Origin of the sequence: Streptomyces ferrugineus (assembly GCF_015160855.1) — a bacterium.
GTDB classification, from domain to species: Bacteria; Actinomycetota; Actinomycetes; order Streptomycetales; family Streptomycetaceae; genus Streptomyces; species Streptomyces ferrugineus.
In genome coordinates, this window is sequence record NZ_CP063373.1 from 8,748,160 (window position 1) to 8,773,189 (window position 25,030).

The 25,030-nt window shown below is 70.8% G+C and carries 19 protein-coding genes; 10 read left to right on the plus strand and 9 right to left on the minus strand.

Annotated elements, in window-relative coordinates; all coding sequences use genetic code 11:
* Positions 1-29: 29 nt before the first annotated feature.
* Positions 30-3,050, minus strand: a complete 3,021-nt coding sequence (locus IM697_RS45240) for a LuxR C-terminal-related transcriptional regulator (protein ID WP_228044341.1) — start codon at positions 3,048-3,050, stop codon at positions 30-32.
* Between the two features lie 355 nt (positions 3,051-3,405).
* On the opposite strand from IM697_RS45240, the gene IM697_RS38880 reads away from it, so the two are divergent.
* Complete coding sequence (locus IM697_RS38880) at positions 3,406-4,764, plus strand: M14 family metallopeptidase (protein WP_194041391.1); 1,359 nt, start codon at positions 3,406-3,408, stop codon at positions 4,762-4,764.
* Positions 4,765-4,770: 6 nt separating this feature from the next.
* Here IM697_RS38880 and IM697_RS38885 read toward each other — a convergent pair whose 3' ends face one another.
* The 5 genes from IM697_RS38885 to IM697_RS38905 all read right to left on the minus strand — a co-directional run bounded on the left by IM697_RS38885 (position 4,771) and on the right by IM697_RS38905 (position 9,287).
* Entirely contained in the window at positions 4,771-5,298 is a 528-nt protein-coding gene (locus IM697_RS38885; RefSeq protein ID WP_194041393.1) for a hypothetical protein, read from the minus strand.
* A gap of 54 nt (positions 5,299-5,352) precedes the next feature.
* Positions 5,353-6,831 carry a GntP family permease gene (locus IM697_RS38890; protein ID WP_194041395.1) on the minus strand — a complete coding sequence of 493 codons (1,479 nt, stop codon included), beginning with the start codon at positions 6,829-6,831 and terminating at the stop codon, positions 5,353-5,355.
* A 106-nt stretch (positions 6,832-6,937) separates the two neighbouring features.
* Positions 6,938-7,348: a RidA family protein gene (locus IM697_RS38895; protein ID WP_194041397.1), complete on the minus strand. Its 411-nt coding sequence runs from the start codon at positions 7,346-7,348 to the stop codon at positions 6,938-6,940.
* On the minus strand, positions 7,345-8,106 hold the full coding sequence (locus IM697_RS38900) for an IclR family transcriptional regulator (RefSeq protein WP_194041399.1): 762 nt from the start codon (positions 8,104-8,106) through the stop codon (positions 7,345-7,347). The genes IM697_RS38895 and IM697_RS38900 overlap by 4 nt, the downstream gene beginning before the upstream one ends.
* Entirely contained in the window at positions 8,103-9,287 is a 1,185-nt protein-coding gene (locus IM697_RS38905) for a sugar kinase (RefSeq protein ID WP_194041402.1), read from the minus strand. Before IM697_RS38905 ends, IM697_RS38900 begins: the two co-directional genes overlap by 4 nt.
* Positions 9,288-9,423: 136 nt before the next feature.
* Here IM697_RS38905 and IM697_RS38910 point away from each other — a divergent pair, with 136 nt between their 5' ends.
* Together IM697_RS38910 and IM697_RS38915 are read left to right on the plus strand one after the other, a co-directional pair.
* Positions 9,424-10,701 carry an amino acid deaminase gene (locus IM697_RS38910; protein WP_194041404.1) on the plus strand — a complete coding sequence of 426 codons (1,278 nt, stop codon included), beginning with the start codon at positions 9,424-9,426 and terminating at the stop codon, positions 10,699-10,701.
* Positions 10,702-10,717: 16 nt separating this feature from the next.
* A complete protein-coding gene (locus IM697_RS38915; protein WP_194041406.1) occupies positions 10,718-12,349 on the plus strand; it encodes an N-acyl-D-amino-acid deacylase family protein in 1,632 nt (543 codons plus the stop codon).
* Between the two features lie 4 nt (positions 12,350-12,353).
* Here the strand turns inward: IM697_RS38915 and IM697_RS38920 are convergent, their stop codons facing one another.
* Positions 12,354-13,283 carry a S1 family peptidase gene (locus IM697_RS38920; protein ID WP_194041408.1) on the minus strand — a complete coding sequence of 310 codons (930 nt, stop codon included), beginning with the start codon at positions 13,281-13,283 and terminating at the stop codon, positions 12,354-12,356.
* Between the two features lie 284 nt (positions 13,284-13,567).
* Between IM697_RS38920 and IM697_RS38925 the strand changes: the two genes are divergently transcribed.
* Positions 13,568-15,565 carry a glycosyltransferase family 2 protein gene (locus IM697_RS38925; protein ID WP_194041410.1) on the plus strand — a complete coding sequence of 666 codons (1,998 nt, stop codon included), beginning with the start codon at positions 13,568-13,570 and terminating at the stop codon, positions 15,563-15,565.
* Between the two features lie 56 nt (positions 15,566-15,621).
* Here IM697_RS38925 and IM697_RS38930 read toward each other — a convergent pair whose 3' ends face one another.
* Positions 15,622-16,407 (minus strand): hypothetical protein, encoded by a 786-nt coding sequence (locus IM697_RS38930; RefSeq protein WP_228044342.1) that lies wholly within the window; start codon positions 16,405-16,407, stop codon positions 15,622-15,624.
* Between the two features lie 126 nt (positions 16,408-16,533).
* Here IM697_RS38930 and IM697_RS38935 point away from each other — a divergent pair, with 126 nt between their 5' ends.
* From IM697_RS38935 to IM697_RS38960, 6 genes are all read left to right on the plus strand, one after another.
* The gene (locus IM697_RS38935; protein ID WP_194041412.1) at positions 16,534-17,745 is read left to right on the plus strand and encodes a pyridoxal phosphate-dependent aminotransferase; all 1,212 of its coding nucleotides are present in this window, start codon (positions 16,534-16,536) and stop codon (positions 17,743-17,745) included.
* 72 nt (positions 17,746-17,817) lie between these two features.
* Positions 17,818-18,240: an SCO4983 family protein gene (locus IM697_RS38940; protein WP_194041414.1), complete on the plus strand. Its 423-nt coding sequence runs from the start codon at positions 17,818-17,820 to the stop codon at positions 18,238-18,240.
* Between the two features lie 234 nt (positions 18,241-18,474).
* On the plus strand, positions 18,475-19,539 hold the full coding sequence (locus tag IM697_RS38945; protein ID WP_194041416.1) for a hypothetical protein: 1,065 nt from the start codon (positions 18,475-18,477) through the stop codon (positions 19,537-19,539).
* Positions 19,540-19,553: 14 nt separating this feature from the next.
* The gene (locus IM697_RS38950; protein ID WP_194041419.1) at positions 19,554-20,726 is read left to right on the plus strand and encodes a toxic anion resistance protein; all 1,173 of its coding nucleotides are present in this window, start codon (positions 19,554-19,556) and stop codon (positions 20,724-20,726) included.
* On the plus strand, positions 20,723-22,273 hold the full coding sequence (locus IM697_RS38955) for a substrate-binding and vWA domain-containing protein (protein WP_194041421.1): 1,551 nt from the start codon (positions 20,723-20,725) through the stop codon (positions 22,271-22,273). Before IM697_RS38950 ends, IM697_RS38955 begins: the two co-directional genes overlap by 4 nt.
* Entirely contained in the window at positions 22,260-22,871 is a 612-nt protein-coding gene (locus IM697_RS38960; protein ID WP_194041423.1) for a hypothetical protein, read from the plus strand. Before IM697_RS38955 ends, IM697_RS38960 begins: the two co-directional genes overlap by 14 nt.
* A 179-nt stretch (positions 22,872-23,050) precedes the next feature.
* Here IM697_RS38960 and IM697_RS38965 read toward each other — a convergent pair whose 3' ends face one another.
* Positions 23,051-24,874, minus strand: a complete 1,824-nt coding sequence (locus IM697_RS38965) for a phosphoenolpyruvate carboxykinase (GTP) (protein WP_194041425.1) — start codon at positions 24,872-24,874, stop codon at positions 23,051-23,053.
* Positions 24,875-25,030: the final 156 nt, after the last annotated feature.

Genomic DNA, 25,030 nt, shown 5'->3' on the forward strand with positions numbered 1-25,030 from the left:
GTGGGATGAGGTGGCGTCGGCCGTGGGTCTCAGCGCTGGGCCGCCACCCAGGCCGCGATCTGGCTGCGGTTGCTGAAGCCGAGCTTGCCGAGGATGCGTTCGACGTGGCCCTCGGCGGTGCGGCGGGAGATGACCAGGCGGTCGGCGATCTGCTGGTTGGCCAGCCCCTGGGCGACGAGTTCGGCGACCTCGCTCTCGCGGCGGGTGAGGCGGCAGCCGTGGGCGGGGGTGCGGCGGTCGTTCACCTTGCGGATGGCCGTGTCGTCGACGGCGTACTCGACGGCACGGGCGAGGTCGAGCGCGGCGCCGCTGTCGTACGCCCGCCCGTAGTCGGGTGGGCCGAGGGCCTGGCGCGCCCGGGTCTCGCTGTCGCGGCGGGTGGCCTTCAGGGACCGCGATCCCCAGCGGTCGCGGTCGACGGCGGTCCAGGTGCGGTCGGCGGCGCCGAGCAGCACGGCCGCGCGCTCGTGGGAACCGGTCTCGGTGGCGGTGCGGGCCAGCAGGTCGAGGGTGAGGGCGATGCCGGTGACGTCGTGCACGGCGAGCTTGAGGCGCAGGGCCTGGCGGGCGTGGTGTTCGGCCCGCTGCCAGTCGCCCCGCACGCTGTGGGCGAGGGCGAGCATCCGCAGGACGTAGGAGTGCACCCATTCCTCGCCGTGCCGTTCGCACATCCGGCGGGCCCGCTCGCAGACCTCGACGGCGCGCTCGGCCTCGCCCAGGAAGCCCAGGGCGCAGGCGAGTTCGACCTGGTCGAGGCCGTGCAGGCTGAGGTGCTGGCCGGGGACGGGGCCGCGGGCGACGGTGGCCTCGAAGTGCTTCAGCGCGGCCGGCAGGTCGTCCATGAACAGGGTGATGACGCCGATGACGTACTCGGCGTGCGCGGCCTCCGCCGCGTCGCCGAGGTCCTGGGCCAGGAGGTGGGCCTCGCGGGCGAGGGCGAGGCCGACGGGGAGGGCGTGGGTGGCGGCGGCGAGGAGTCCGGCGATCCACAGGCCGCGGGCGCGTTCCCTGGTGGGTTCCGGATTGGCGGCCAGGGCGCGGTCGATCCAGTGGCGGCCCTCGCGCGGGGCGCCGCAGGCGTGCCAGTAGAACCACAGGGTGCCGGCCAGGCGCAGGCCGGTGAGGCGTTCGCCGGGGGTGGTGAGGCTGAAGTCGAGGGCGGTGCGCAGGTTGTCCTGGTCGGCGCGGAGCCGGGCCACGATCTCCCGCTGCCCCGGCCCGAACCAGGCCCGCTCGCAGCCGGTGGCCCGCCGCAGCATCCAGTCCCGCTGCCGGCACCGGGCGGCGGCCTCCTCGCCGGGCAGCCGGCGCAGCCGGTCCAGGCCGTAGTGGCGGAGGGTGTCGAGGAGGCGGTAGCGGGTGCCGTCGGGGCCGCACTCGCGGGAGAGGACGGACTTGTCGACGAGGCCCGCGACGGCGTCGAGTACGTCGTCAGGGTGGATGCGGGGGGTGGGGGTCGTCTGGGTTTCCTCGCCCCCGCCGCCCCTACCCGTCCCATCCTCAAGGGGCTCCGCCCCTTCGACCCCGCCAGAGGGCTCCGCCCCCTGGACCCCCATCGGCCCTGAACGGGCCTCGTCCTCAAACGCCGGACGGGCTAGGTGAAGCCGACCGGCATCAAGAGGCGAAGCCCCCTCCGGGCGGGTGGGGGATGGGGACGGCGATGCCACGGCCTCAAACGCCGGACGGGCCAGGTGAAACCCACCCGCGTCAACAGACGAAGCCCCCTCCGGGCCAGTCAGGGATGGAGACGGCCATGCCACAGCCTCAAACGCCGGACGGGCCAAATGAAACCCACCCCCGTCAACAGACGAAGCCCCCTCCGGGCCAGTCAGGGATGGAGACGGCCATGCCACAGCCTCAAACGCCGGACGGGCCAAATGAAACCCACCCCCGTCAACAGACGAAGCCCCCTCCGGGCCAGTCAGGGATGGAGACGGCCATGCCACAGCCTCAAACGCCGGACGGGCCAAATGAAACCCACCCCCGTCAACAGACGAAGCCCCCTCCGGGCCAGTCAGGGATGGAGACGGCCATGCCACAGCCTCAAACGCCGGACGGGCCAAATGAAACCCACCCGCGTCAACAGACGAAGCCCCATCCGGGCCGGTGAGGGATGAGGACGGCGATGCCGTGGCCTCGGACGTCGGACGGGCTGAAGCCACCGCCTCCGCCGTCTCCAGATCGAAGCTGCCGGCCAGCACCGACAGCCGGGCCCACACCAACTGCTCGCGTTCGGTGCACAGTTCGTGGCTCCAGTCGACCGCCGCGCGCAGGGTCTGGTGGCGGGGCAGGGCGGCGGGGCTGCCGCCGGTGAGCAGGCGGTAGCGGTCGTCGAGGCGGTCGAGGAGCCGGTCGACGTCGAGGACGCGCATGCGGACGGCGGCGAGTTCGATGGCGAGGGGCAGACCGTCGAGGCGTCGGCACAGGCGGGCGACGGCGGCGCGGTTGGCGGCGGTGAGGCGGAAGCCGGGGACGACCGCGGCGGCCCGGTCGGCGAAGAGGGCCAGGGCCGGATAGCCCTCGGGAGAGGACAGGTCGCCGTCGGGGTCGGGGACCGGCAGGGGCCGTACGTCCAGGAGGTGTTCCTCGGTCAGGCCCAGGCGGTGGCGGCTGGTGGCGAGGATGCGTACGCCGGTGGTGCCGTGCAGCAGGGCCGCGGCGAGTTCGGCGCAGGCCGGCAGCAGATGCTCGCAGTTGTCGATCAGCAGGAGCAGCCGACGGTCCCTCAGTTGCTCCACCAGCGCCTGGAGCGGCGGTCGCGCGGTGTGGTCGTGCAGGTCGAGCGCGTCGGCGACGGCGTGCGGGACGAGCGCCGGGTCGTCGAGACCGGAGAGGGGCGCGAAGCGCACGCCGTCGGGGAAGGTGCGCCGTACGCCGGCCGCGATGCGTGCGGCGAGGCGGGTCTTGCCGACGCCGCCTGGCCCGGTCAGCGTGACGAGCCGGGCCCTGGCCAACAGCTCGCGTCCGGCCGCGAGTTCGCCGCGCCGGTCGACGAAGCTGGTCGTCTCGACCGGCAGTCGCTGATCCCGTCGTGGCGCTGATCCGCCCATGCCCAGCCGTTCCTCCGGGGGTGTCGAGGGAACCGGGGAGCCGGGGAGGCGGCGGGTGCGCCGGTCCCCGCCTCGCCGCCGCTCCCACCGCTCCCCCCTTGCGCGGCTCACCACCCTTCCGCGGCCCCGCGCCGCCCCGCACGTCCGGATCACACCCCCGGGTGGACTTCACCGGCGACCGCTCCGCGCGCAGGCGCCCCGCGTACACTGCGCGGCTGATTTTCGGATGGTTCACGCCATCGACCATCCGGCCACCCTTGACCGGTCCATGTCACAGCCGCAGGATGAGCGCCACACCCGCACCAAGTACGTACGTCGCACTGAACCCCACCCCCCACTCCCACAAGGAGAATTCATGCGACTTCGGATACGCGGCTCAGGCGGCCGGAGCGGCAGACGCGGTGCCGCCCTCGCCACGCTGCTCGCCCTCGCCCTCGCCGCTCCCCTCTCGGCGAACGTGTCCGCGAACGCCGACAGCGCCGACGGCTCCGCCAAGGCGGCCTCCTCGGCCGACGACATCCGGCAGTACGAGGTCCACATGCACTCGACCGCCAAGGACCGCACGGCACTTCAGCGCACCGGCGTGACCGTCGACGAGGCCCACGGCCACGGTGTCGTCGTCTCCGGCCGCGCGGACCAGATCAAGAAGCTGAAGGCCCTCGGCTACGAGGTCACCCCGCTCGGCGCGGTTCCCGACCGGTCGGCCGGCGAGGACGACGTCCGGCTCTACGACTTCCCCTCCGGCGACTCGCGCTATCACAACTACGCGGAGATGACGAACGAGATCAACTCGATCGTCTCGGCCAACTCCTCGATCGCCAGCCGGCGCGTCATCGGCACGTCGTACCAGGGCCGGGACATCGTCGCGATCAAGATCAGCGACAACGTGGGGACGGACGAGGCCGAGCCGGAGGTCCTCTTCACCCACCACCAGCACGCCCGTGAGCACCTCACCGTCGAGATGGCGCTCTATCTGCTGCGCGAGCTGACCTCCGACTACGGCAGCGACTCCCGGGTCACCGGCCTGGTGAACAACCGCGAGATCTGGATCGTGCCCGACCTGAACCCGGACGGCGGCGAGTACGACATCGCCACCGGCTCCTACCGGTCCTGGCGCAAGAACCGGCAGCCCAACTCCGGTTCCTCGGCCGTCGGAACCGACCTCAACCGCAACTGGGACTACCGGTGGGGCTGCTGCGGCGGTTCGTCGGGGTCGACCTCGTCGCAGACGTACCGGGGCACGTCCCCCGAGTCGGCGCCCGAGGTGAAGGTGGTCGCGAACTTCGTGCGCAGCCGGGTCGTCGGCGGCGTGCAGCAGATCAAGGCCGGGATCGACTTCCACACCTACAGCGAGCTGGTGCTGTGGCCGTTCGGGTACACCTACTCCGACACCACGACCGGCATGACCGCCGACGACCGCAACGCCTTCGCCACGGTCGGGCAGAAGATGGCGGCGAGCAACGGCTACACGCCGGAGCAGTCCAGCGACCTGTACATCACCGACGGGTCGATCGACGACTGGCTGTGGGGCAGCCAGAAGATCTTCGGGTACACCTTCGAGATGTACCCGAGGTCCGGCGGCGGGGGCTTCTACCCGCCCGACGAGGTGATCGAGCGGGAGACGTCGCGCAACCGGGACGCGGTCCTGCAGTTGCTGGAGAACGCCGACTGCATGTACCGGTCCATCGGCAAGGAGGACCAGTACTGCGGCTAGGACTCGCTACTCCTCGAAGTAGGCGTCCAGTACGGCGTCCAACTGCTCGTCCCACTCCTTGAAGTGGCTCCTGGCCGTCGCCTCGATCTCGATCGGGTACCAGCGGCGGTCAGGAGTGTGCACCGTGATGGTGAGCCTCTTGCCGAACCGCGGGACGTCCGTCTCGATGGCGCCGATCTCGTCCCAGCGGAACTCGCACTCCTGGTCGTCCAGGGAGAGCCGTACGCCCTTGTGGTCGGCGACGATACGGGCCCGGCGGTCGGCGGCCTCGAACACGGGCCCGTCGGCAGGGGCGTCGTCCGCCGCCTCCGCGTCACCTTCCTCATCGGCCTCCTCGTCGGCCTCCGCGTCGACCTCCGCGTCGGGCTCGTCGGCGTCGTCGAGGGCCGACCCCGCCAAGTCGCCCTCCTCCTCCTTCGTCTTCTTCGCGTCCTCCGGCGCGGCGGACGCGGGTGAGGTGAGCCCGGGGATGAAGGCCGGGTCGAACCCGGCACCCTCCAGGGGCTGGCTGCCTGAACCTATGCGCTGCTCCACAGCCGAGCAGTATGGTCGACAACCCTGTGTCCCGCACAACCAGCCCCCGCATCGTTATACGAACAGGCTCAACACCGCGGCCACCACGAACCCGGCCACCGACAGAACACTCTCCAGTACGGTCCACGTCTTCAACGTGTCACGTTCGCTGATCCCGAAGTACTTGGCGACGATCCAGAAGCCGCCGTCGTTGACGTGCGAGGCGAAGATCGAGCCGGCCGAGATGGCCATGATGACGAGGGCGACGAAGGCCTGGGAGTGGTCGCCCCCGGTGAGCAGGGGGGCGACGATGCCGGCCGTCGTGACGATGGCGACCGTCGCCGAGCCCTGCGCCACCCGGAGCACCACCGAGATCAGGTACGACAGCACGATGACCGGCAGACCGACGTCGTTGAAGGTGTCGGACAGGGCCTGCGCCACACCGCTGGCCTTGAGGACGGCGCCGAAGACACCGCCGGCGCCGACGACCAGGAGGATGTTGCCCACGGGCTTCAGCGACGACGTCGACACCGTCTCCAGGGACTTGCGGGACCAGCCCCGGCGGATGCCCAGCAGGTAGTAGGCGAGCAGCAGGGCGATCGTCAGGGCCACGAACGGGTTGCCGAAGAACTCGATGACCGAGCGGGTGGTGGAGGGGTCCAGCGCGATCGAGGAGAACGTCGCGGCCAGGATCAGCACCAGCGGCGTACCGATGATGCCGAGGACCGTGCCGAGCGGGACCGGCTTCTCCTGGGGCTCGACCCCGGCGGCCCGCTGCTCGTCGATGACCGACCGCTTCGCCTCGTCCGCCGCCTCGACCATGTCCTGCGGTACGGCGACGAAGATGCGCTTGCCGATCCAGGCGGAGAACACCCACGCGGCCAGCACCGCCGGGATGCCGCAGACGACGCCCATGAGGATGACCCAGCCCAGCTCGACGTGGAGCAGTCCGGCCGCGGCGACCGGGCCGGGGTGCGGGGGCAGGAAGGCGTGGGTCATCGACAGGCCCGCGAGCAGGGGCAGGCAGTACAGGAGCACGGACTTCCCGGAGCGCTTGGCGGCGGCGTACACGATCGGTGCGAGCACGAAGATGCCGACGTCGAAGAAGACCGGGATGCCGAAGATCAGGCCGGTCAGGCCCATCGCGAGGGGCGCTCTGCGCTCCCCGAAGAGGTGCAGCAGCCGGGAGGCCAGCACCTCGGCCCCGCCGCTGACTTCGAGGATCGCGCCGAGCATGGTGCCGAGTCCGATGATGATGGCGACATGGCCGAGGATGCCGCCCATGCCGGACTCGATGGTGGACACGGCGTCGCTGCGCTGGACCGTGCCGAAGAGTTCGGTGACCGAGAGGCCGGCCATGAGGCCGACGGCTATGGAGACGGCGAGCAGGGCCACGAAGGGCTGCAGGCGCGTCTTGATGATGAGGAAGAGCAGCAGGGCGATACCGATGGCGGCGACGGTCAGGAGACCGGCCGTACCGTCGATCAGGAGGAGCAGTCCGCCGGTGTGGGGTGGGGTCTCGGGGGCGGCGGCCGCGGCGAGCGGATGGGACATAGGGGGTCCTCTGGGTAAGTACATCAAGCTTTCGGGCAGGGGGGATCGCGGCACGGCGCCCCGGTGGGCGCCGAGCCGTTGACGGCGTGCGGGAGTTGAGGAGGCGTCAGCCGAGTACGGCCAGCGCGTCGATCTCGATGAGCAGACCGGCGGGCAGACCGACGTACACGGTCGTGCGCGCGGCGGGCGGCTGGGTCAGCCCCTGCTCCTCGAAGTAGGTGTTGTAGATCTCGTTCATCTCGGCGAAGTGGGCGACGTCCGTCAGATAGACGCGGATCATCATCACGTCGTCCCAGGAGGCGCCGCCCTCCTCCAGGATCGCCTTGACGTTGGCGAGGGTCTGGAGGGTCTGCTCGCGCAGGGTGGGACCGGCGGGTGTCGGCGGCTGCCCCTCGACCGCCGGGAGGAAGCCGACCTGACCCGCGACCTGGAGGATGTTCCCCTTCTTCACTCCGTGCGAGAACTTGGCGGGCGGCGTGGTGTGGGTCTTCGGGGTGAGCGCGGTCTTCTCGGTCATTCGGTGCCCTTCGCTGAGGTTCTGCCGGAGTACTCGCCGCTGATGTCGTCCGCCGTACGGCGCACCAGCGGGAGCAGGGTGAGGAGTTCGTCGGCGGTGACGACGACGTTCGGCGCGGAGACCGACATCGCGGCGACGACGCGGCCGTCGGCGCCGCGGATCGGTGCGGCGACGCAGTTGATGGACTCCTCGTGGCCACCGAGGTCGGTGGCCCAGCCCTGTTCGCGCACCTTGTCCAACTCCTTCAGGAAAGCGGGTGCGTTGGGGGTGGAACGGGCCGTGTACATGGGGTAGTCGAGCTTGTCGGTGAGGGCGCGGCGCTCGTGCTCGGGCAGATCGGCGAGCAGCAGCTTGGCCACGGCGGCGACCGTGATGGCCACCGGTTTGCCGATCCGGGAGTACATCCGCACCGGGTAGCGGCTCTCGACCTTGTCGATGTACAGCACCTCGTCCTCCTCGTACACGGCGAGGTGCACGGTGTGTCCGCACTGCTCGTTGAGGCGTACGAGGTGGGGGTGGGCGATCTCGCGGATGTCGAGGTTCTCCATCGCCTCCTGGGCGAGGGCGATCAGGCGGGCGCCGAGGCGGTAGCGCTGGTCGGACTGGCGGTAGACCATGCCGTGCTCGTGCAGGGTGCGCAGCAGGCGCAGGGCCGTGGACTTGTGGACGCCCAGGCGGTCGGCGACCTGGCCCAGGTCGGCGGGGCCCTCGGCGAGCAGCGGCAGGATGCTGAGCGCGCGGTCGACGGTCTGGCTCATGGCGTACGTACCTCCTCGTCGGCCCGTTGTGCGGCTTGCGTCCAGCCGGGGCCGAGTCGAAGTTTCTCCCACCCGGCGTCGTCGAGGGCGGCCAGGCGGTCGGCGGTGTCGTGGGAGGGGGGTGCGGCGAGGTCGCCGGGGGCGGTGAGGGTGGCGGCGGCCCAGAGGTGGGCGTGGCGGAGGCGGTCCCGGATGGGCAGGGCGCGGAGGGTGGCGGAGAGGAAGCCTGCGGCGAAGGCGTCGCCTGCGCCGACGGTTGCTACGACATCTACGGTCAGGGCGGGGACGAAGGTACTCGACGCTTCGGCTGGGCGGGGGTGGGTGTCGCTCGCCCGCGCTGAGGGGGTGCCGCCTCTCTGTGGGACGGGTGCCGCCCCAGCGGCACGACTGCCCGCAGCTTGAGCTGGGCGGCTGGGCCGAACGCCACCCGCAGCCGACACAAACGCCGTAGCCCCCACTCCCCCCTGCTTCACCACCAGCACTCCCGGCTCGGGCAACGCCGCCCGCACCGCCTCCGGTCCCCCCGCAATCCCCCACGCGTCCTCGGCCTCGTCCTCCCCCACGAACACGACATCAGCCCCGCGCGCCAGTTCCAGCAGCACCCCCGGCCCGTCGCCGTCTCCCCAGAGCCCCGCCCGGTAGTTGACGTCGAACGAGACCATCGGGCGCCCCGCCCCCGCCCCCGCCCCCGTCAGCTCCCGCATCAACCCCAGGCACCCTTCCGACAACGCCGCCGTGATCCCCGACAGATGCAGCACCCGACCCGAACGCGCCGCGCTCAGGTCCACGTCCTCCACGGACATCCCGGACGCCGCCGAACCCGCCCGGTAGTACGCCACCTCATGCGCGTCCGTGGCCCGGTCCCCGGCCGTGCGGAAGTACACCCCCGTCGGCCGTACCGGATCCCGCCGCACGGCCGAGACATCGACGCCGTACCCCGCGATCGCCTCGACGAGATGGTCGCCGAACCCGTCGGTGCCGACGCGGCTGACCCACCTCGCGCGGTGGCCGGCGGCAGCCAGCGCGCACGCGACGTTGGATTCCGCGCCGCCGATCGCCCGCTCGAACGACGGCACATCGGCGAGGCGCCCGGGACGTGTGGGCAGGAACGTGACCATGGACTCGCCGAGCGCGACAACGTCCACGACGTCGAGGGCATTGCAGGGTCCGGTGACAGTCACGATCGTCGTAGCTCCTCGGCGCTTTCGCGGGCCGCGGCTTTCGTTGACCCGCGGTTGGCCGAGATGTTAGACAGCAGCAAGCGATATACGCAATGAGCGTTGCAGAAACTGCAACCTCGCAGATCAGGGAGGTTCCATGAGCAACGAGGCGCTCGCCCGCCTGGCCGAGGAACGCATCGACCACCGCTTCAAGGGCCTCCCCCCGGACGCCGACGGCCTGACCGTCGCCGAGCTGTCCGCCCAGCGCCGCAACCTTTTCACCGGCGGCTTCGCCACCCCCGTGCTCGCCCTCTCCGCCGAGCGCCTGGAGCACAACCTCGACCTCATGGAGACGTACGCCGCCCGCCACGGCCTCGCCTTCGCCCCGCACGGCAAGACGTCCATGGCCCCGCAGCTCTTCCAGCGGCAGATCGAGCACGGCGCGTGGGGCATCACGCTCGCGGTACCGCACCAGGTGCGGGTGGCACGGGCGTACGGCATCGAGCGCGTCTTCCTCGCGAACGAGCTCGTGGACGCCGCCGCCCTGCGGTGGATCGCCGGTGAGCTGGCGGCCGACCCCGCCTTCCGTCTCGTCTGTTACGTCGACTCCGTGCGGGGCGTGGAGCTGATGGACGCCGCCCTGCGAGGCGCCGGCGCCACCCGGCCGCTGGACGTCGTCGTGGAGCTGGCCGGCGGCGAGGGCGCCCGCACCGGGGTCCGCACCGAGGCCGAGTGCGCCACCGTCGCGGACGCGGTGGCCGCCGTGCCGACGCTGCGGCTGGTCGGTGTCGCCGGGTACGAGGGCGAGGTGCCGCAGCCGAACCCCGAGCGGGTGCACGCCTATCTGCGGCGGCTCGTCGCGCTCGCCGCCGACTTCGACAAGGCGGGGCGGTTCGCGGGGCTCGGTCTCGACGAGATCATCGTCAGCGCCGGCGGCAGCGCCTGGTTCGACGCGGTGGCGGACGTCTTCGCCGAGATCCCCGAACTGTCCCTGCCCGTGCTGAAGTTGCTGCGCTCCGGCGCCTACGTCTCGCACGACGATGGCCACTACCGCAAGCTGACCCCCTTCAACCGGGTCCCGCAGGAGGGCGCCCTCGAACCCGCCTTCCGGCTGTGGGCCCAGGTCGTCTCCCGCCCCTCCCCCGAGCAGGCCTTCGTCAACGCGGGCAAGCGGGACGCGGCCTACGACCTCGATCTGCCGTTCGCCCAGGTGGTCCGCCGGGACGGGGCCGAGCGCCCGGCCACCGGCGTCTCGGTGACCGCCCTGTCCGACCAGCACGCGTGGCTGGCGACGACCGGGGAGGCGGACCTGGAGGTCGGGGACTGGCTCGGGATGGGGTTGTCCCACCCGTGCACGTCGTTCGACAAGTGGCAGCTGATCCCGGTCACACAGGCGGACGGGACGGTCGTCGACTACATCCGCACGTACTTCTAGCCGAGGGGTGGCGGTCGTGGAAGAGCTTGTCATCCGGGACGCGGAGGTCGTGGACGGCAGTGGTGGTCCGTCCTACCGCGCCGATGTGGTGGTGGACGGCGGCCGGATCGTGTCGATCGTGCGGGAGGCGGCCGCCGCCGGCTGCCAACGGCCGAAGGCGCGGCGCGAGTTGGACGCCGAGGGCCTCGTCCTGTCCCCCGGCTTCATCGACATGCACGCCCACAGCGATCTGGCGCTGCTGCGGGACCCCGACCACAGCGCGAAGGCCGCGCAGGGGGTCACCCTCGAAGTCATCGGCCAGGACGGGCTGTCGTACGCCCCCGTCGACGACCGCACCCTAGCCGAGGTGCGCCGCGCCATCACCGGCTGGAACGGCTCCGGCGACGACATCGACTTCGACTGGCGGACGGTGGGCGAGTACCTGGACCGTCTCGACGCCGGCTTCGAGGGCCGGGGCATCGCCGTGAACGCGGCGTACCTCATCCCGCAGGGCACGGTCCGCGCGCTCGCCGTGGGCTGGGAGGACCGGGAGGCCACGCCGGACGAGCTCGACCGGATGCGGCGGCTGGTCGCGGAGGGGCTCGAGCAGGGCGCGGTCGGACTGTCGTCGGGGCTGACGTACACGCCGGGCATGTACGCCAAGGACGCCGAGCTGACCGAGCTGTGCCGGGTGGTGGCGCGGTACGGCGGCTACTACTGCCCGCACCACCGCTCCTACGGGGCCGGGGCCCTGGAGGCGTACGCGGAGATGGTGGCCCTGACCGGGGAGGCGGGCTGTGCGCTCCATCTGGCCCACGCCACCATGAACTTCGGCGTGAACAAGGGGCGGGCGCCGGAGCTGCTGTCCCTGCTGGACAAGGCGCTCGCCGAAGGGGCCGACATCAGCCTGGACACCTACCCCTACACCCCCGGCTGCACGACCCTGGTCGCCATGCTGCCGAGCTGGGCGAGCGAGGGCGGCCCCGAGGCGGTGCTGGCCCGGCTGGCGGACGACGACACCGCCGAGCGCATCCGGCACCACATGGAGGTCGTCGGCGCCGACGGCTGCCACGGGGTGCCCATCGAGTGGGACACGATCGAGATCTCGGGCGTGAGCGACCCGGCGCTCGGGGACTTCGTCGGCCGTACGATCCGGCAGTCCGCGGACGCGCGGGGCGAGGCCCCCTGGGTGACCGCGCGCCGGCTGCTCCGTCAGGACCGGCTGGGCTCGACGATCCTCCAGCACGTCGGCCACGAGGAGAACGTCCGCACGATCATGCGGCACCGCGTCCACACGGGCGGCTCGGACGGCATCCTGCAGGGCACGAAGCCGCATCCGCGGGCGTACGGCACGTTCCCGCACTACCTCGGCCGCTATGTACGGGAGTTGGGGGTGCTGTCCCTGGAGGAGTGCGTGGCCCATCTGACCTCGCGCCCGGCGGCGCGGCTGCGGCTGCCGGACCGGGGGCTGGTGCGCGAGGGCTACCGGGCGGACCTGGTGCTGTTCGACCCGGAGACGGTAGCGGCGGGCTCCTCGTTCGAGCAGCCGCGCACGCTACCGACAGGCGTCCCGTACGTCCTGATCGACGGCCGTTTCGTGATCGAGGACGGCCGCCGGACGGACGTGCTGGCGGGACGGGCGGTCCGCAGAACCGCGTATCCGGCGTAGCCGGTTACGGCTTGGGCAGCACGCACCCGCTCGCGCTCAGGTCGAGCTTGTTGTCGACGCCGAAGCAGGCGGGGATCTGGTAGGTCTGCTGGGCGTAGTTGATGCCCTGGCGGACGGTGACGTCGCCGCTCTCGTCGACCTCGCACGGGTTGTTGAGCGTGCAGCGCCGGCCGTCCTCGTTGCCGGTGTTGTTGACGGCGACGACCTTGTTGGTGGCCTGGTCGATGACGGGGGAGCCGGAGGTGCCGCCGATGGTGTTGCAGGCGGAGGTGTAGCGGACCGAGTCCTTGAAGGTCCAGTCGCCTTCCTTGAGGCGGTACGCGAACCCGTCGATGTTGCAGTTGTACAGCCGCTTCCAGTAGCCGGAGGCGACCGTGATCGCCGTGCCCGCGACCGGGTGGGTGTCGGCCATGGTCAGGGCGTCGATGCCGTACTGGCTCTTGATCTGGGCGTAGGTCGTGGTGAGCTGATAGATCGCCACGTCCGTGTCGGTCATCGTGCCGTAGGCGATCTTGCTGGCACGCAGGGTGCCGACCCGGCTCCCGGAGGCGTTGAGCAGACCGAAGGTACGGCTGGAGGCCCGGTCGACGACGACCTCGCCGGGTCCCGGCATGCCGGTCTCCAGACAGTGGCCGTTGGACATCACGAGCGCCGGGTCGTTGTCCTCGGAGTCCGGGAGGCGGACGACCGAGCCGGAGCAGTTGCTGAGCGAGACGGTACCCGCGAAGTTGACGGCCTGGACCTTGGGGTTCAGGACCTGGGTGAGGCTCTCCGTGGCGGAGGTGACGGTGTCCCGGACCACCGAGGTGACCGTGTCCGTGTCGGCACCCTTGCCGAAGGACTGGGCCGTGTCCACGGGAGCCGCGGCCGCGGGTGCGGCGCCGGCCCCGGCTATCGCCAGGGCGAGGAGGGCAGCGCCGAGCGGTTTTCTCATGTGGGGGTCCCCTCATACGAGGAGGGTGACCGGAGATTCTCCGGCCACCCACGCTTTTGTCATGCGCATTGTCACGCACAAGGGGGATGCGGACAAGGAGTTGCTTACCCGTGAGTTCAGTCCGTAGATGACGAGGTCACGTCACCGGCACCGGGAAGCCGTGATATCTTCACATCCCTGTCGGCAAATCTCCCCGCAAATGGTGCATTACCGCACCCAATTGGCCAATCCATCAGCCATCCAGGAAAACGGGGTATGCCCCGCATTTCTTGGAGAACGTGACGATGACTGGCCCTGCCGTCTCGGTGATTGTCGCCGCGTACAACGCAATGCCCTATCTGACCAGATGTGTCACTTCTGTCGCCGAGCAGAGCATCGGCCGGGACAGGCTGGAGATCATCGTCGTCGACGACGGCTCGACAGACGGCACGGCCAAGGAACTTGACCGGCTGGCCGACGAGTACCCGCAGCTGTTGCGGATCTTCCGGCAGGAGAACTCCGGCGGCCCCTCCGCGCCGCGCAACCTGGGTCTCGACCACGCCCGCGGACGGTTCGTGTTCTTCCTGGACGCCGACGACCACCTGGGGCCCGAGGCCCTGGAGCGCATGGTGGCCATGGCGGAGGAGAACGGCACCGACGTCGTGCTGGGCAAGATGGTGGGCGTCGGCGGGCGAGGCGCGCCCACCTCGATGTTCAAGCGCGACCAGCCGCGGACCGACGTCTTCTCGTCCCGGGTGTACTGGACGCTCAACCCGATGAAGATGTTCCGCCGGGAGCTGCTGGAGCGGCTCCGGCTGCGGTTCCCGACCGACCTGTCCATAGGTGAGGACCAGCTCTTCGTCGGCCCCGCCTACCTGCACGCCCGGGGCATCTCCGTACTGGCCTCCTACGACTGCCTGTACTGGGTGCGCCGGGAGGACGAGGGCAACATCACGCTGCGCACGGGCGGCACCGAACCCCGGCTGGCCTTCCTGCCGCGCATGGTCGACATGATCCTCGAGAACGTGCCGGCCGGCCCGGGCCGCGACCACCTGGCGCACCGCCACCTCACCGTCGAGGTCCGCCAGCTCCTCGACCATCTGATGCGCGAACCCCGCCCCGTGCAGGAGAAGGCCCTCGCCCGCCTCGCCGAGACGATCGCACCGCTCTGGCACGAGGGGCTCTCCGAGCAGCTCTCGGCCATGGCCCTGCTGCGGCTGCACCTCGTACGCCACCAGATGCTGGACGAGCTGCTCGACCTCGTGCGGTTCGAACGGGAGCTGGCCCGGAGCAAGGTGGCGACTCCCGTCCTCGTGGACGGCGGCCGGGCCCTCGCCCGCTACCCGTTCCTGCGCGACCCCGCCCGCGCCATCCCCGACATCTGCTACGACGTCACCGACCGGCTCGGCGTACGCCACCACGTCACCCGGGCCGACCTGCGCGGCACCGTGCTGCGCCTGGCCGGGCACGGCTACCTCCACCGCGTCGAGACCCGCGACGTCAGCACCGAGCTGGTGCTGCGCGAGCGCGACAGCAAGACGGAGTTCCGGCTGCCCGTCACCCACACCCCGACTCCGCACGCGGGCGCGCAGGAGGACAAGGGGCGGTTCACCTACGACCGGGCCGGCTTCGAGGCCACCGTCGACATCGCCACGGCCGCCGACGGCAGCCCGCTCGGCGACGGGCTGTGGGACATCTCCCTCGCCATCGGCGCCCAGGGGATCACGCGCGAGGTCCGCATCGGCAGCAAGCGGGCCGGCGACGTGTCCGGCGAGGCCACCACGCACATCGTGGACACCGCCGGGGGCCTGCGTGCCGTCACCCTGTACACCACCGACCCGCACGGCAACTTCACGCTCGACCTCGGTGAGCGCAAGCACCCGGTACGGCGCCGGCTCACCGCCCGTCCGACGGTGCGGTGGGCCGCCGACGCCCCCACCGAGCTGGAGCTCACCGGCCGGTGCGCGCTCGCCGGGCACCCGCAGGGCGCCCTCACCGTGACCCTGGACGACGGAGAGGGCCGCACCGTCGTCCACCAGGTCTCCGGTGACTCCCACCGCGGCGGTGAGTTCACCGTCCGGATCCCCGTCACCGATCTCCCCGCCGGTGTCTGGCGCGGCTCACTCGGACTCGGCACCTGGTCGGCTCCCCTGCCCGCGCTGCCCAAGAAGCTCGGGGCGGCGAAGTGGCGGCGGACCCTGCCCTGGTACGCCAAGCCGGCGACGGGCGGCGGCGACGGATTCGCCCTCCAGGTCGCCAGGACCGATCTCGTCCGCGCGGTCGCCCGCCGGATCAAAGGCTGAGATCAAGGGCCGAGTCACACAGGCGTCGGCTTCGAGTGCCCGCCCGGGACCCGCGGCTACTTGGGCCTCTTGGGGTTCCCCTGTCCCCTGCCCGGCTTGTCGTCGGTCTCGGCCGGTGCCGGTGATGTCGTGGGGGCGGTCGGAGTGGGCGCGGTCGCCGTAGCGGGGCCGGGCGAGGACTCGGCCGGTTCGTCGTCGGAGTCCTCCGCCCCGGACGGGCTCGCCGACGCGTCCGGGGATCCCGGGCGCGCCGGATCGGTGCCGTCGGAGGAGCGGACGGAGGCCGAGGGCCCTTCGGAAGGGCCCGTGAGGTCCGCCGGGTCCTTCGCCGTCGGGCTCGTACGGTCGTCCTCCCCCTGTGTCCCGCCCGCCGACGACCCCGAGAGGGAGAAGCCGGCTATCAGCGCCGCCGCCGACACCGCCCCCACCGCGCCGGCCGCCATCGCCACGCGCCGCGAGCGCCAGGCACTGGGCTTGCGCCGCGAGCCCCGGCCCGCGCCGCCCACGCGTCGGCCGCGTTCCTGACGGAAGCCGTCGACCTCGCGATAACCCCCGGGCCCGGCCGTCCCGCCGGTCGCCGCGTCGGCCGCTCCATGGTCCTCGTCGACCACCGGCGGCAGCTTCGTCGTCTCGTCGTACGCGTTCTGCCAGCCGTGCGCGGTCGCCGGGTCGGCGTACTCGTCGTACGACGGGGACACCTCGGGCTGGGGGTGGTACACGCGCGGGGGTACCTGTGGCCCGCCATCCTCCCGGTACGCACGGTGGACGTCGGGCGCGTCGGCCGCGTGGTCGGCGGCATCCGCTCCGTGCATCCCGTGTTCGTACTCTGGCGGCCTGGACATGGCCGCGCATTGTAAGGGCGAGAGGGGCCGACGGGACAGTTACCCGCGATAACGACCCAAACCACCACGTCTCACGTGTCGGAAAACACGGCCCAAGGTGCGTTACCGGGCCGTAAGCTCCATGACATGCAGGTGATCCAGTCGACCAAGCTCGCCAACGTCTGTTACGAGATCCGGGGCCCGGTGCTCGAGGAGGCGATGCGGCTCGAGTCGGCAGGGCATCGGATCCTCAAGCTGAACACCGGCAACCCGGCCGCGTTCGGCTTCGAGTGCCCGCCCGAGATCCTGGAGGACATCCTCCGCAACGTCTCGACGTCCCACGGCTACGGCGACGCCAAGGGCCTGCTGGCCGCGCGCCGCGCGGTCGTGATGCACAACCAGACCCTCGGCATCGAGACCGACGTCGAGCACGTCTTCATCGGCAACGGCGCCTCCGAGCTGATCGTCATGGCCATGCAGGCGCTGCTCGACGACGGGGACGAGGTGCTCGTCCCGGCACCCGACTACCCCCTGTGGACCGCCGCCGTGTCCCTGTCCGGCGGCACCGCCGTGCACTACCGGTGCGACGAGCAGGCCGACTGGATGCCCGACCTCGCCGACATCGAGCGCAAGGTCACCGACCGCACCAAGGCCATCGTCATCATCAACCCCAACAACCCGACGGGGGCCGTATACGACGAGGCCATGCTGCGCGGGCTGACGGACATCGCCCGGCGGCACAACCTCCTCGTCTGCTCCGACGAGATCTACGACAAGATCCTCTACGACGGCGCCACCCACACCCCGACCGCCGCCGTCGCCCCCGACCTGCTCACCCTCACCTTCAACGGCATGTCGAAGGCGTACCGCGTCGCCGGGTACCGGGTGGGATGGATGTCGATCTCGGGCCCGCGCGCCCACGCCGACTCCTATATCGAGGGCCTCACCATCCTCGCGAACATGCGGCTGTGCGCGAACATGCCCGGTCAGCACGGGGTGGTCGCCGCGCTCAGCGGGCGGCAGACCATCAACGACCTGGTGCTGCCCGGCGGGCGGCTGAAGGAGCAGATGGACGTCGCGTACGAGCTGCTGACGCAGATCCCCGGCGTGACGTGCGTACGGCCGAAGGGGGCGCTGTATCTCTTCCCTCGGCTCGACCCCAAGGTGTTCAAGATCAGGGACGACCGGCAGCTCGTCCTGGACCTGCTGCGCCGCGAGAAGATCATGGTCGTCCAGGGCTCGGGCTTCAACTGGCCGGAGTCGGACCACTTCCGGGTGGTGACCCTGCCGACGGTCACGGATCTGCGGGACGCGGTGGGGCGGATCGGGCGGTTCCTGGACGGGTACGGCCAGCCGTAGATCTTTTAGACTCGCTCAACTTTAGACGGAATCTAAGCTAGGATGGCTTCCTGACAGCACAGGAGGCCATCCATGTACGAACCGATCCGCACCAAGTCGGTCCACAGCACGATGGCCGGCACGACTTCCGACTTTCCGCACCGCTCCCGCGAGGAGGAGCTGGACATCCAGCTCGCGGGGCACCTCGCGGCGCTGCTGGCCGTCACCGATGAGCTGCGCGCGCTCGAACCGTCCACCGACCTCGACGCGGCCGCCGAACGGCTCGCCGATCAGGTGGCCCGGCTGCGGGAGGGGCGAGTGCCGGCCCGTACGGCTGCCTCCGGCGGTGAGCCGAAGCTCGCGGCACTGCATCGTCGGGCGCATGCCCTCGCCGGACGGGCGCTGGTCGTCGCCGCGTCGCGGGCCGACACCGCGGCGGCCATTCTGGCCGCCGAGCGTATGGATGCGCATGCGGCCGCGCAGGCTGAGCCACAGGAGTTGACCGGCGTCGGCTGACACTTCACTGCGTTGGCTCTGGCCGACGTTCGCCTTGGCCGTGGGGGTTTCTGTCGTGCGGCGGCCACGGGTTGTCTGTGGCTGGTCGCGCCCACGCGGCGGAGCCGCATATCGATACAGCCCCGCGCCCCTAACGGGGCGCCCCTCGGCCCCGTGTTGTAACGGGACCCGTACGACACCTCCCGTTCATCCCCCTCGACGGGGAACGTTGGATTCCGCGAGCACTCTCCCGGTGTGAGACGTATCGCAGGAATCGTCCTCGCGGTGTTGCTGATCGGTGGCGTGGTGGCCGCCGTCGTCGCGGGCCGCAGCGATGAGGACAAGGGCACGGCAACGAAGACCGTGCGCGCAGTGATCGGGTCGGAGAAGGCCGAGTTCTTCGCCGATCCCGACGTCGTGGACGCCCTAGCCGCCAAGGGCTACACCGTGAAGGCCGAGACCTCCGGGTCCTGGGCCATGGAGGGGCTGGACCTCAAGGGCTACGACCTCGCGCTCCCGTCGAGCCAGGCGCCGGCCCGTGAGCTCGCCGCGAAGTACGAGGTGACGGGGACGCTGCCGCGGCCCTTCTACTCGCCCCTCGTCGTCGTGGCGCACAAGAACGCCGCCGAGGTGCTCGCGGCCAACGGGCTCGCCACGCTGGACGAGGCCCACCGCGGCACGCTGAAGATGGCCGCCTATCTGGGTGCCGCCCGCGCCGACCGTACCTGGCAGCAGCTCAAGGGGGCGCAGAAGTACGGGGAGTTGACGGGGACGCTGTACCTGTCCAGTACCGATCCCGAGACCTCGAACTCCGGCGCCCTCTACCTCGCCGCCGCCTCCTACGTCGAGAACGGCGCCAAGGTCGTCGCCACCGACGCCGAGGTCGGCCGTACCGCGCCGCTGCTGCGCAAGCTGGTCAGTGTGCAGGGCGCCCAGCAGTCCAGCAGTGACGCCGTCTTCCGGGACTTCGTCAGCGGTGCCGGCAATCCGCTCGTCGTGGTCTACGAGTCCCAGGTCGCCTCGCTATTGGCGCGAGGGCAGCAGCCGGAGGACCTGGTCGTCCTCTACCCGGACACCACGGTCAACAGCGACCACACGGTCGTATCGCTGACCGAGAACGGCAGGGCCGTCGCCGAACTCCTCTCCGACGATCCGAAGCTGCGCGAGCTGGAGGCCCGGCACGGGTTCCGTCCGCAGGGCGAGGCCGTCGAGTTCGCCTCGGACACCACGTACCTCAAGCAGGAACTGACCGGCGTCCACCAGGCGGCCGTGCCCACCTCCGAGGTGCTGCACGAGCTGGCGCGGCGGGCGCGCGGATAGGGGGACCACCGCACATGAACAACGACAACGACGACACCTTCGTCCTCACACCGCCAGAGCCCGTGGCCGCCGTGCCGCGCGAGAAGGCCGGCGGACTCGTCCCGGTCGACGACGGCGTCCGCGCCGGCATGGCCGACAAGGCCGCCGCCTATGTCGAGGGGCTCGCGGCGCTCGACGCCCGCTCCCCCGAGTTCGCCGGCAAGGTCGGTGAGATCACCGCGCTGGGTGCCGGTGACATGCGGGCCGCCGCCGCCCAGTCCAACCGGATGCTGGAGCGGACCGTCCGCAGCCTGCCCGACCGGGGCGGGGACGCCCAGTCGCAGGTCGCGGGCTCGCTCGTCGAGCTGCGGAGGGTGGTCGAGGACCTGGACCCGCGGGATCTGCCCGCCGCCAAGGGACGCAGGTTCCTCTCCAGGCTGCCCGGTGGCAACAGGCTGCGGGACCACGTCGCCAAGTACGCCTCCGCGCAGGGGACCCTCAACAAGATCGTGGGATCGCTGCGGGGCGGGCAGGACGAGCTGCGGCGGGACAACGCCGCCCTGCAGACCGAGCGGGTGCGGCTCTGGGAGACCATGGGCAAGCTCCAGGAGTACGTCGTGCTGACCGAGGCCCTGGACACGGCCGTCGAGCAGCACATCGGCCGGGTCATGGACCCTCAGCAGGCCGACAGCCTGCGCGCCGACGTCCTCTTCCCGGTCCGGCAGAAGCACCAGGACCTGCTCACCCAGCTCGCGGTGTGCGCGCAGGGCTACCTCGCCATGGACGTCGTACGACGCAACAACGAGGAGCTGATCAAGGGCGTCGACCGGGCCGCGACCACCACCGTCTCCGCGCTGCGGATCTCCGTGATGCTGGCCTCCGCGCTCGACAACCAGAAGAAGGTCATCGAGCAGGTCAACGCCCTGCGCGGGACCACCGAGGACCTCATCCGGGGCAACGCGGAGATGCTGGCCACGCAGAGCGGCGAGATCCAGCGCATCGCCGCCGACCCGGCGGTGGGAGCGGAGACCCTGCGCGGCGCCTTCCAGCAGATCTACCGCACCCTCGACGCCATCGACAGCTACAAGGTCCAGGCGACCGAGGCGATGGCGGCGACGGTGGAGAGCCTGACCGCCGAACTGGAGCACGCGAGCGGCTACCTGGAGCGCAGCCGTGCGCAGGGCGCGCTGGAGGGCGGTCTCGGATGAGAACACGACTGCTCGCCGCCGCGCTCGCCGCGGCGGCCCTGCTGACGACGGCCTCCTGCACCTCGCAGAAGACGGACGACAAGGCACGGAACGGCCCACGGCCCGGCACCCTCCGCGTCCTCGCCTCCAGCGAACTCAGCGACATGGCCCCGGTGCTCGACCGGATCGCCGACGACACCGGCGTCACGGTCCGGCCCACCTACATGGGCACCCTCGACGCCGTGGAGCTGCTGACCAAGGGCGAGGCGGACGGGCGGTACGACGCGCTGTGGCTGTCCTCCAACGACTATCTGCGGCTGCGGCCCGAGGCGGCGAAGAAGGTCGTGTCGGAGACCCCGGTGATGTCGAGCCCGGTCGCCATCGGCGTGCGGACCACGGCCCTCGGCACCCTGGGCTGGAAGCCGGACGACGTCACCTGGTCGCAGATCGAGCGGGCCGTGCAGGACGGCCGGCTGACCTACGGCATGACCGACCCGGCCCGCTCCAACTCCGGCTTCGCCACCCTCGTCTCGGTCGCCTCGGCCCTGTCCGGCGCCCAGTCCGCGCTCACCGACGCCGACGTCGCGAAGGCCACGCCCAAGCTCAAGGAGTTCTTCACCGGGCAGAAGCTGACGTCGGGCTCTTCGGGCTGGCTGGCGGCGGCGTACGAGCGGCGCGGGAACGTCGACGCGCTGCTCAACTACGAGTCCGTCCTCAAGGGCATCCCGGGCCTGACCGTGATCCGCCCCAAGGACGGCGTCGTCACCGCCGACTACCCGCTGTCCTCCCTCGCGTCGACGGACACCGCGGCCCGCGAGGACGTCCGCCGCCTGGCCGAGGCCCTGCGCACCGACGACATCCAGCGGCTGATCACCGAGCGCACCCATCGCCGCCCGGTCGTCGCCTCCGTCGACCCCGCGCCCGGCCTCGACACCGGCCGGCGGCGCGAACTGCCCTTCCCGGGCACCCGTTCCGTCGCCGACGGACTGCTCGACTCGTACGAGAACGAGCTGCGCCGCCCGTCCAGGACGGTCTACGTCCTCGACACCTCGGGCTCCATGGAGGGCGACCGGCTGGCGAAGCTGAAGCGGGCACTCACCGACCTCACCGCCGACTTCCGGGAGCGCGAGGAGGTCACTCTGATGCCGTTCGGATCGCAGGTGAAGAGCGTGCGCACGCATGTGGTGGAGCCGGCCGACCCCAGGTCCGGCCTGGAAGGGATCCGCGAGGACACCGAGGCGCTGTCCGCCGAGGGTGACACCGCGATCTACACCTCGCTGGAGAAGGCGTACGACCATCTCGGCGCCGGACGATCCCAGGACACGTTCACGTCGATCGTGCTGATGACGGACGGCGAGAACACCACGGGCGCCGAGGCGCCGGACTTCGACTCCTTCTACGCCGGGCTGGACCGCGACCGGCGTGAGACGCCCGTCTTCCCCATCCTCTTCGGCGACTCCGACCAGTCCGAGCTGGAGCACATCGCCGAGCTGACCGGCGGCCGCCTCTTCGACGCCCAGGAGGGCTCACTGGACGGCGCCTTCGAGGAGATCCGTGGCTACCAGTAGAGCTGTGGCGTACCTGGAGTCCCGCAAGAACATCGCCGGGAGCGCGTGCGGGCTGGCCGGCCTGACGCTGACCTTCACGGGGGTGGCGGGCCCGTACTGGCCGGTCGTGGTCGCGGGCCTGTACGGCGCGGGCGCCCTGATCGCCCCGCCGGAGCGGCCGGCGCTCCCCGAATTCCCGGACCCCTCGGCCCAACTGGACGAGCTGCGGGACGACTTCGAGAAGCTGCGCGGCTATCTGACGGACGTCGAACTGTCGGTCACGGCCGCGACCCGACTGCGCGAACTCACCGAGCTACTGGCCGCGCTGCTCGACCGGGGTTGGGTGGCGGAGTTGCTCGCCCATGACCCGGAGGGCGTACATGTGCTCTCGCGCATCGTGCGGCGCGACCTTCCCGAGGCGGTCGACAGCTTCGTACGGACGCGGTGGTGGACGCGGATGTCGCCGGGCACGGAGTCTCCGGAACTGCATCTGGAACGTCAGTTGGGCTTGCTGAAGAAGGACGCGGAGGGCCTGGCGGCCGGGCTGAGGGAGGGCGAGGCGCGCAGACAGGAGACCCACACCCGCTACTTGGAAGACCGCTCACAGCAACGCCCCTAAATCGGCGAAGGCCTGCCGCTGCCGCACTCCCCGTCGGGGCGGACGGGGAAGGCAGCGACAGGCCCAGGGCCACACACGCCGTTGTGCGCGGCCTCGCCGTACCGCACCGCGGCCGGCCGTGACGATGTTGCTGGTCAGGGCACACTCGGAGCCGGCCGCGGCGTCTGAGAGGGCTGGGTTCAGCCCAGGCGCCGCACCAGCGCGCGGTACTCGTCCCACAGCTCCTTCGGCGTGTGGTCGCCGAAGGTGTTGAGGTGGTCGGGGACGAGCGCGGCCTCCTCGCGCCAGACCTCCTTGTCGACGGTGAGGAGGAAGTCCAGGTCGGAGTCGGAAAGTTCGAGACCGTCCGTGTCCAGCGCGCCCTTGGCCGGCAGGATGCCGATGGGGGTCTCGACGCCCTCGGCCTTGCCGTCGAGGCGCTCGACGATCCACTTCAGGACGCGGCCGTTCTCGCCGAAGCCGGGCCAGACGAACTTGCCCTCGTCGTTCTTGCGGAACCAGTTGACGTAGTAGATCTTCGGCAGCTTGGACTGGTCCTTGTCCTTGGCCACGTCGATCCAGTGGGCCATGTAGTCGCCCATGTTGTAGCCGCAGAACGGCAGCATCGCGAACGGGTCGCGGCGCAGCTCGCCGACCTTGCCCTCGGCGGCGGCGGTCTTCTCCGACGCGACGTTCGCGCCGAGGAACACGCCGTGTTTCCAGTCGAAGGACTCCGTCACCAGCGGTACGGCGGTGGCGCGGCGGCCGCCGAAGAGGATCGCCGAGATCGGCACGCCCTTGGGGTCCTCCCACTCGGGCGCGATGATCGGGCACTGCGAGGCGGGGACCGTGAAGCGGGCGTTGGGGTGGGCGGCGGGGTCCGAGGACTCCGGCGTCCAGTCCCGGCCCTTCCAGTCCGTCAGGTGGGCCGGGGTCTCCTCCGTCATGCCCTCCCACCAGATGTCGCCGTCGTCGGTCAGCGCCACGTTGGTGAAGACCGAGTTGCCCCACAGCGTCTTCATCGCGTTGGCGTTGGTGTGCTCACCGGTGCCGGGCGCGACGCCGAAGAAGCCGGCCTCGGGGTTGATGGCGTACAGCCGGCCGTCCTCGCCGAAGCGCATCCAGGCGATGTCGTCGCCGATCGTCTCGACCGTCCAGCCGGAGATGGTGGGCTCCAGCATGGCGAGGTTGGTCTTGCCGCAGGCGGAGGGGAAGGCGGCGGCGACGTACTTGGACTCGCCGGTGGGCGGAGTGAGCTTCAGGATGAGCATGTGCTCGGCGAGCCAGCCCTCGTCGCGGGCCATCACCGACGCGATGCGCAGGGCGTAGCACTTCTTGCCGAGCAGGGCGTTGCCGCCGTAGCCGGAGCCGTAGGACCAGATCTCGCGGGTCTCCGGGAAGTGGGAGATGTACTTGGTCTGGTTGCAGGGCCAGGGGACGTCCTCCTGGCCTTCCTCCAGCGGGGCGCCGACGGAGTGCACGGCCTTCACGAAGAAGCCGTCGTCGCCCAGTTCGTCGAGGACGGCCTGGCCCATGCGGGTCATGGTGCGCATGGAGACGGCGACGTAGGCGGAGTCGGTGATCTCCACGCCGATCGCGGAGAGCCTGGAGCCGAGCGGGCCCATGCAGAACGGGACGACGTACATGGTCCGGCCGCGCATCGAGCCGCGGAAGACGCCCTTCTCACCGGAGAAGACCTCGCGCATCTCGGCGGGGTCCATCCAGTGGTTCGTCGGGCCCGCGTCCTCCTCCTTCTCGGAGCAGATGAAGGTCCGGTCCTCGACGCGGGCGACGTCGGTCGGGTCGGAGGCCGCGTAGTACGAGTTGGGACGCTTGATCGGGTCGAGCTTCTTGAAGGTGCCCTTCGCGACGAGCTCCTCACTGAGCCGGTCGTACTCGGCCTCGGATCCGTCACACCAGACCACGTTGTCCGGCTGCGTCAGTTCGGCGATCTCGTTCACCCACGAGACCAGTTCGCGGTGGTTGGTGGGAACGACGGGGGGAGCCGCGTTGTCGCGCGCCACGGTTGCTCCTAAGTGAGGGATTTTGTCCTGAATATGCCCTTGTATGCCCCGTGGGGGCCGCGACCCGGATGCCGCGCCGAGCGATCTTTCGCGCTCATCCGGTGCCGACCGCACTCATTTGATCATCCGACGCGTCTGCGCATATGTCCAGAGGGC

Coding starts and splice junctions, on each gene's coding strand:
- IM697_RS45240 (WP_228044341.1), bottom strand. CDS start 3,050: ATGGGCGGATCAGCGCCACGACGGGATCAGCGACTGCCGGTCGAGACG.
- IM697_RS38880 (WP_194041391.1), top strand. CDS start 3,406: ATGCGACTTCGGATACGCGGCTCAGGCGGCCGGAGCGGCAGACGCGGT.
- IM697_RS38890 (WP_194041395.1), bottom strand. CDS start 6,831: ATGTCCCATCCGCTCGCCGCGGCCGCCGCCCCCGAGACCCCACCCCAC.
- IM697_RS38895 (WP_194041397.1), bottom strand. CDS start 7,348: ATGACCGAGAAGACCGCGCTCACCCCGAAGACCCACACCACGCCGCCC.
- IM697_RS38900 (WP_194041399.1), bottom strand. CDS start 8,106: ATGAGCCAGACCGTCGACCGCGCGCTCAGCATCCTGCCGCTGCTCGCC.
- IM697_RS38910 (WP_194041404.1), top strand. CDS start 9,424: ATGAGCAACGAGGCGCTCGCCCGCCTGGCCGAGGAACGCATCGACCAC.
- IM697_RS38920 (WP_194041408.1), bottom strand. CDS start 13,283: ATGAGAAAACCGCTCGGCGCTGCCCTCCTCGCCCTGGCGATAGCCGGG.
- IM697_RS38925 (WP_194041410.1), top strand. CDS start 13,568: ATGACTGGCCCTGCCGTCTCGGTGATTGTCGCCGCGTACAACGCAATG.
- IM697_RS38930 (WP_228044342.1), bottom strand. CDS start 16,407: ATGTCCAGGCCGCCAGAGTACGAACACGGGATGCACGGAGCGGATGCC.
- IM697_RS38935 (WP_194041412.1), top strand. CDS start 16,534: ATGCAGGTGATCCAGTCGACCAAGCTCGCCAACGTCTGTTACGAGATC.
- IM697_RS38940 (WP_194041414.1), top strand. CDS start 17,818: ATGTACGAACCGATCCGCACCAAGTCGGTCCACAGCACGATGGCCGGC.
- IM697_RS38950 (WP_194041419.1), top strand. CDS start 19,554: ATGAACAACGACAACGACGACACCTTCGTCCTCACACCGCCAGAGCCC.
- IM697_RS38955 (WP_194041421.1), top strand. CDS start 20,723: ATGAGAACACGACTGCTCGCCGCCGCGCTCGCCGCGGCGGCCCTGCTG.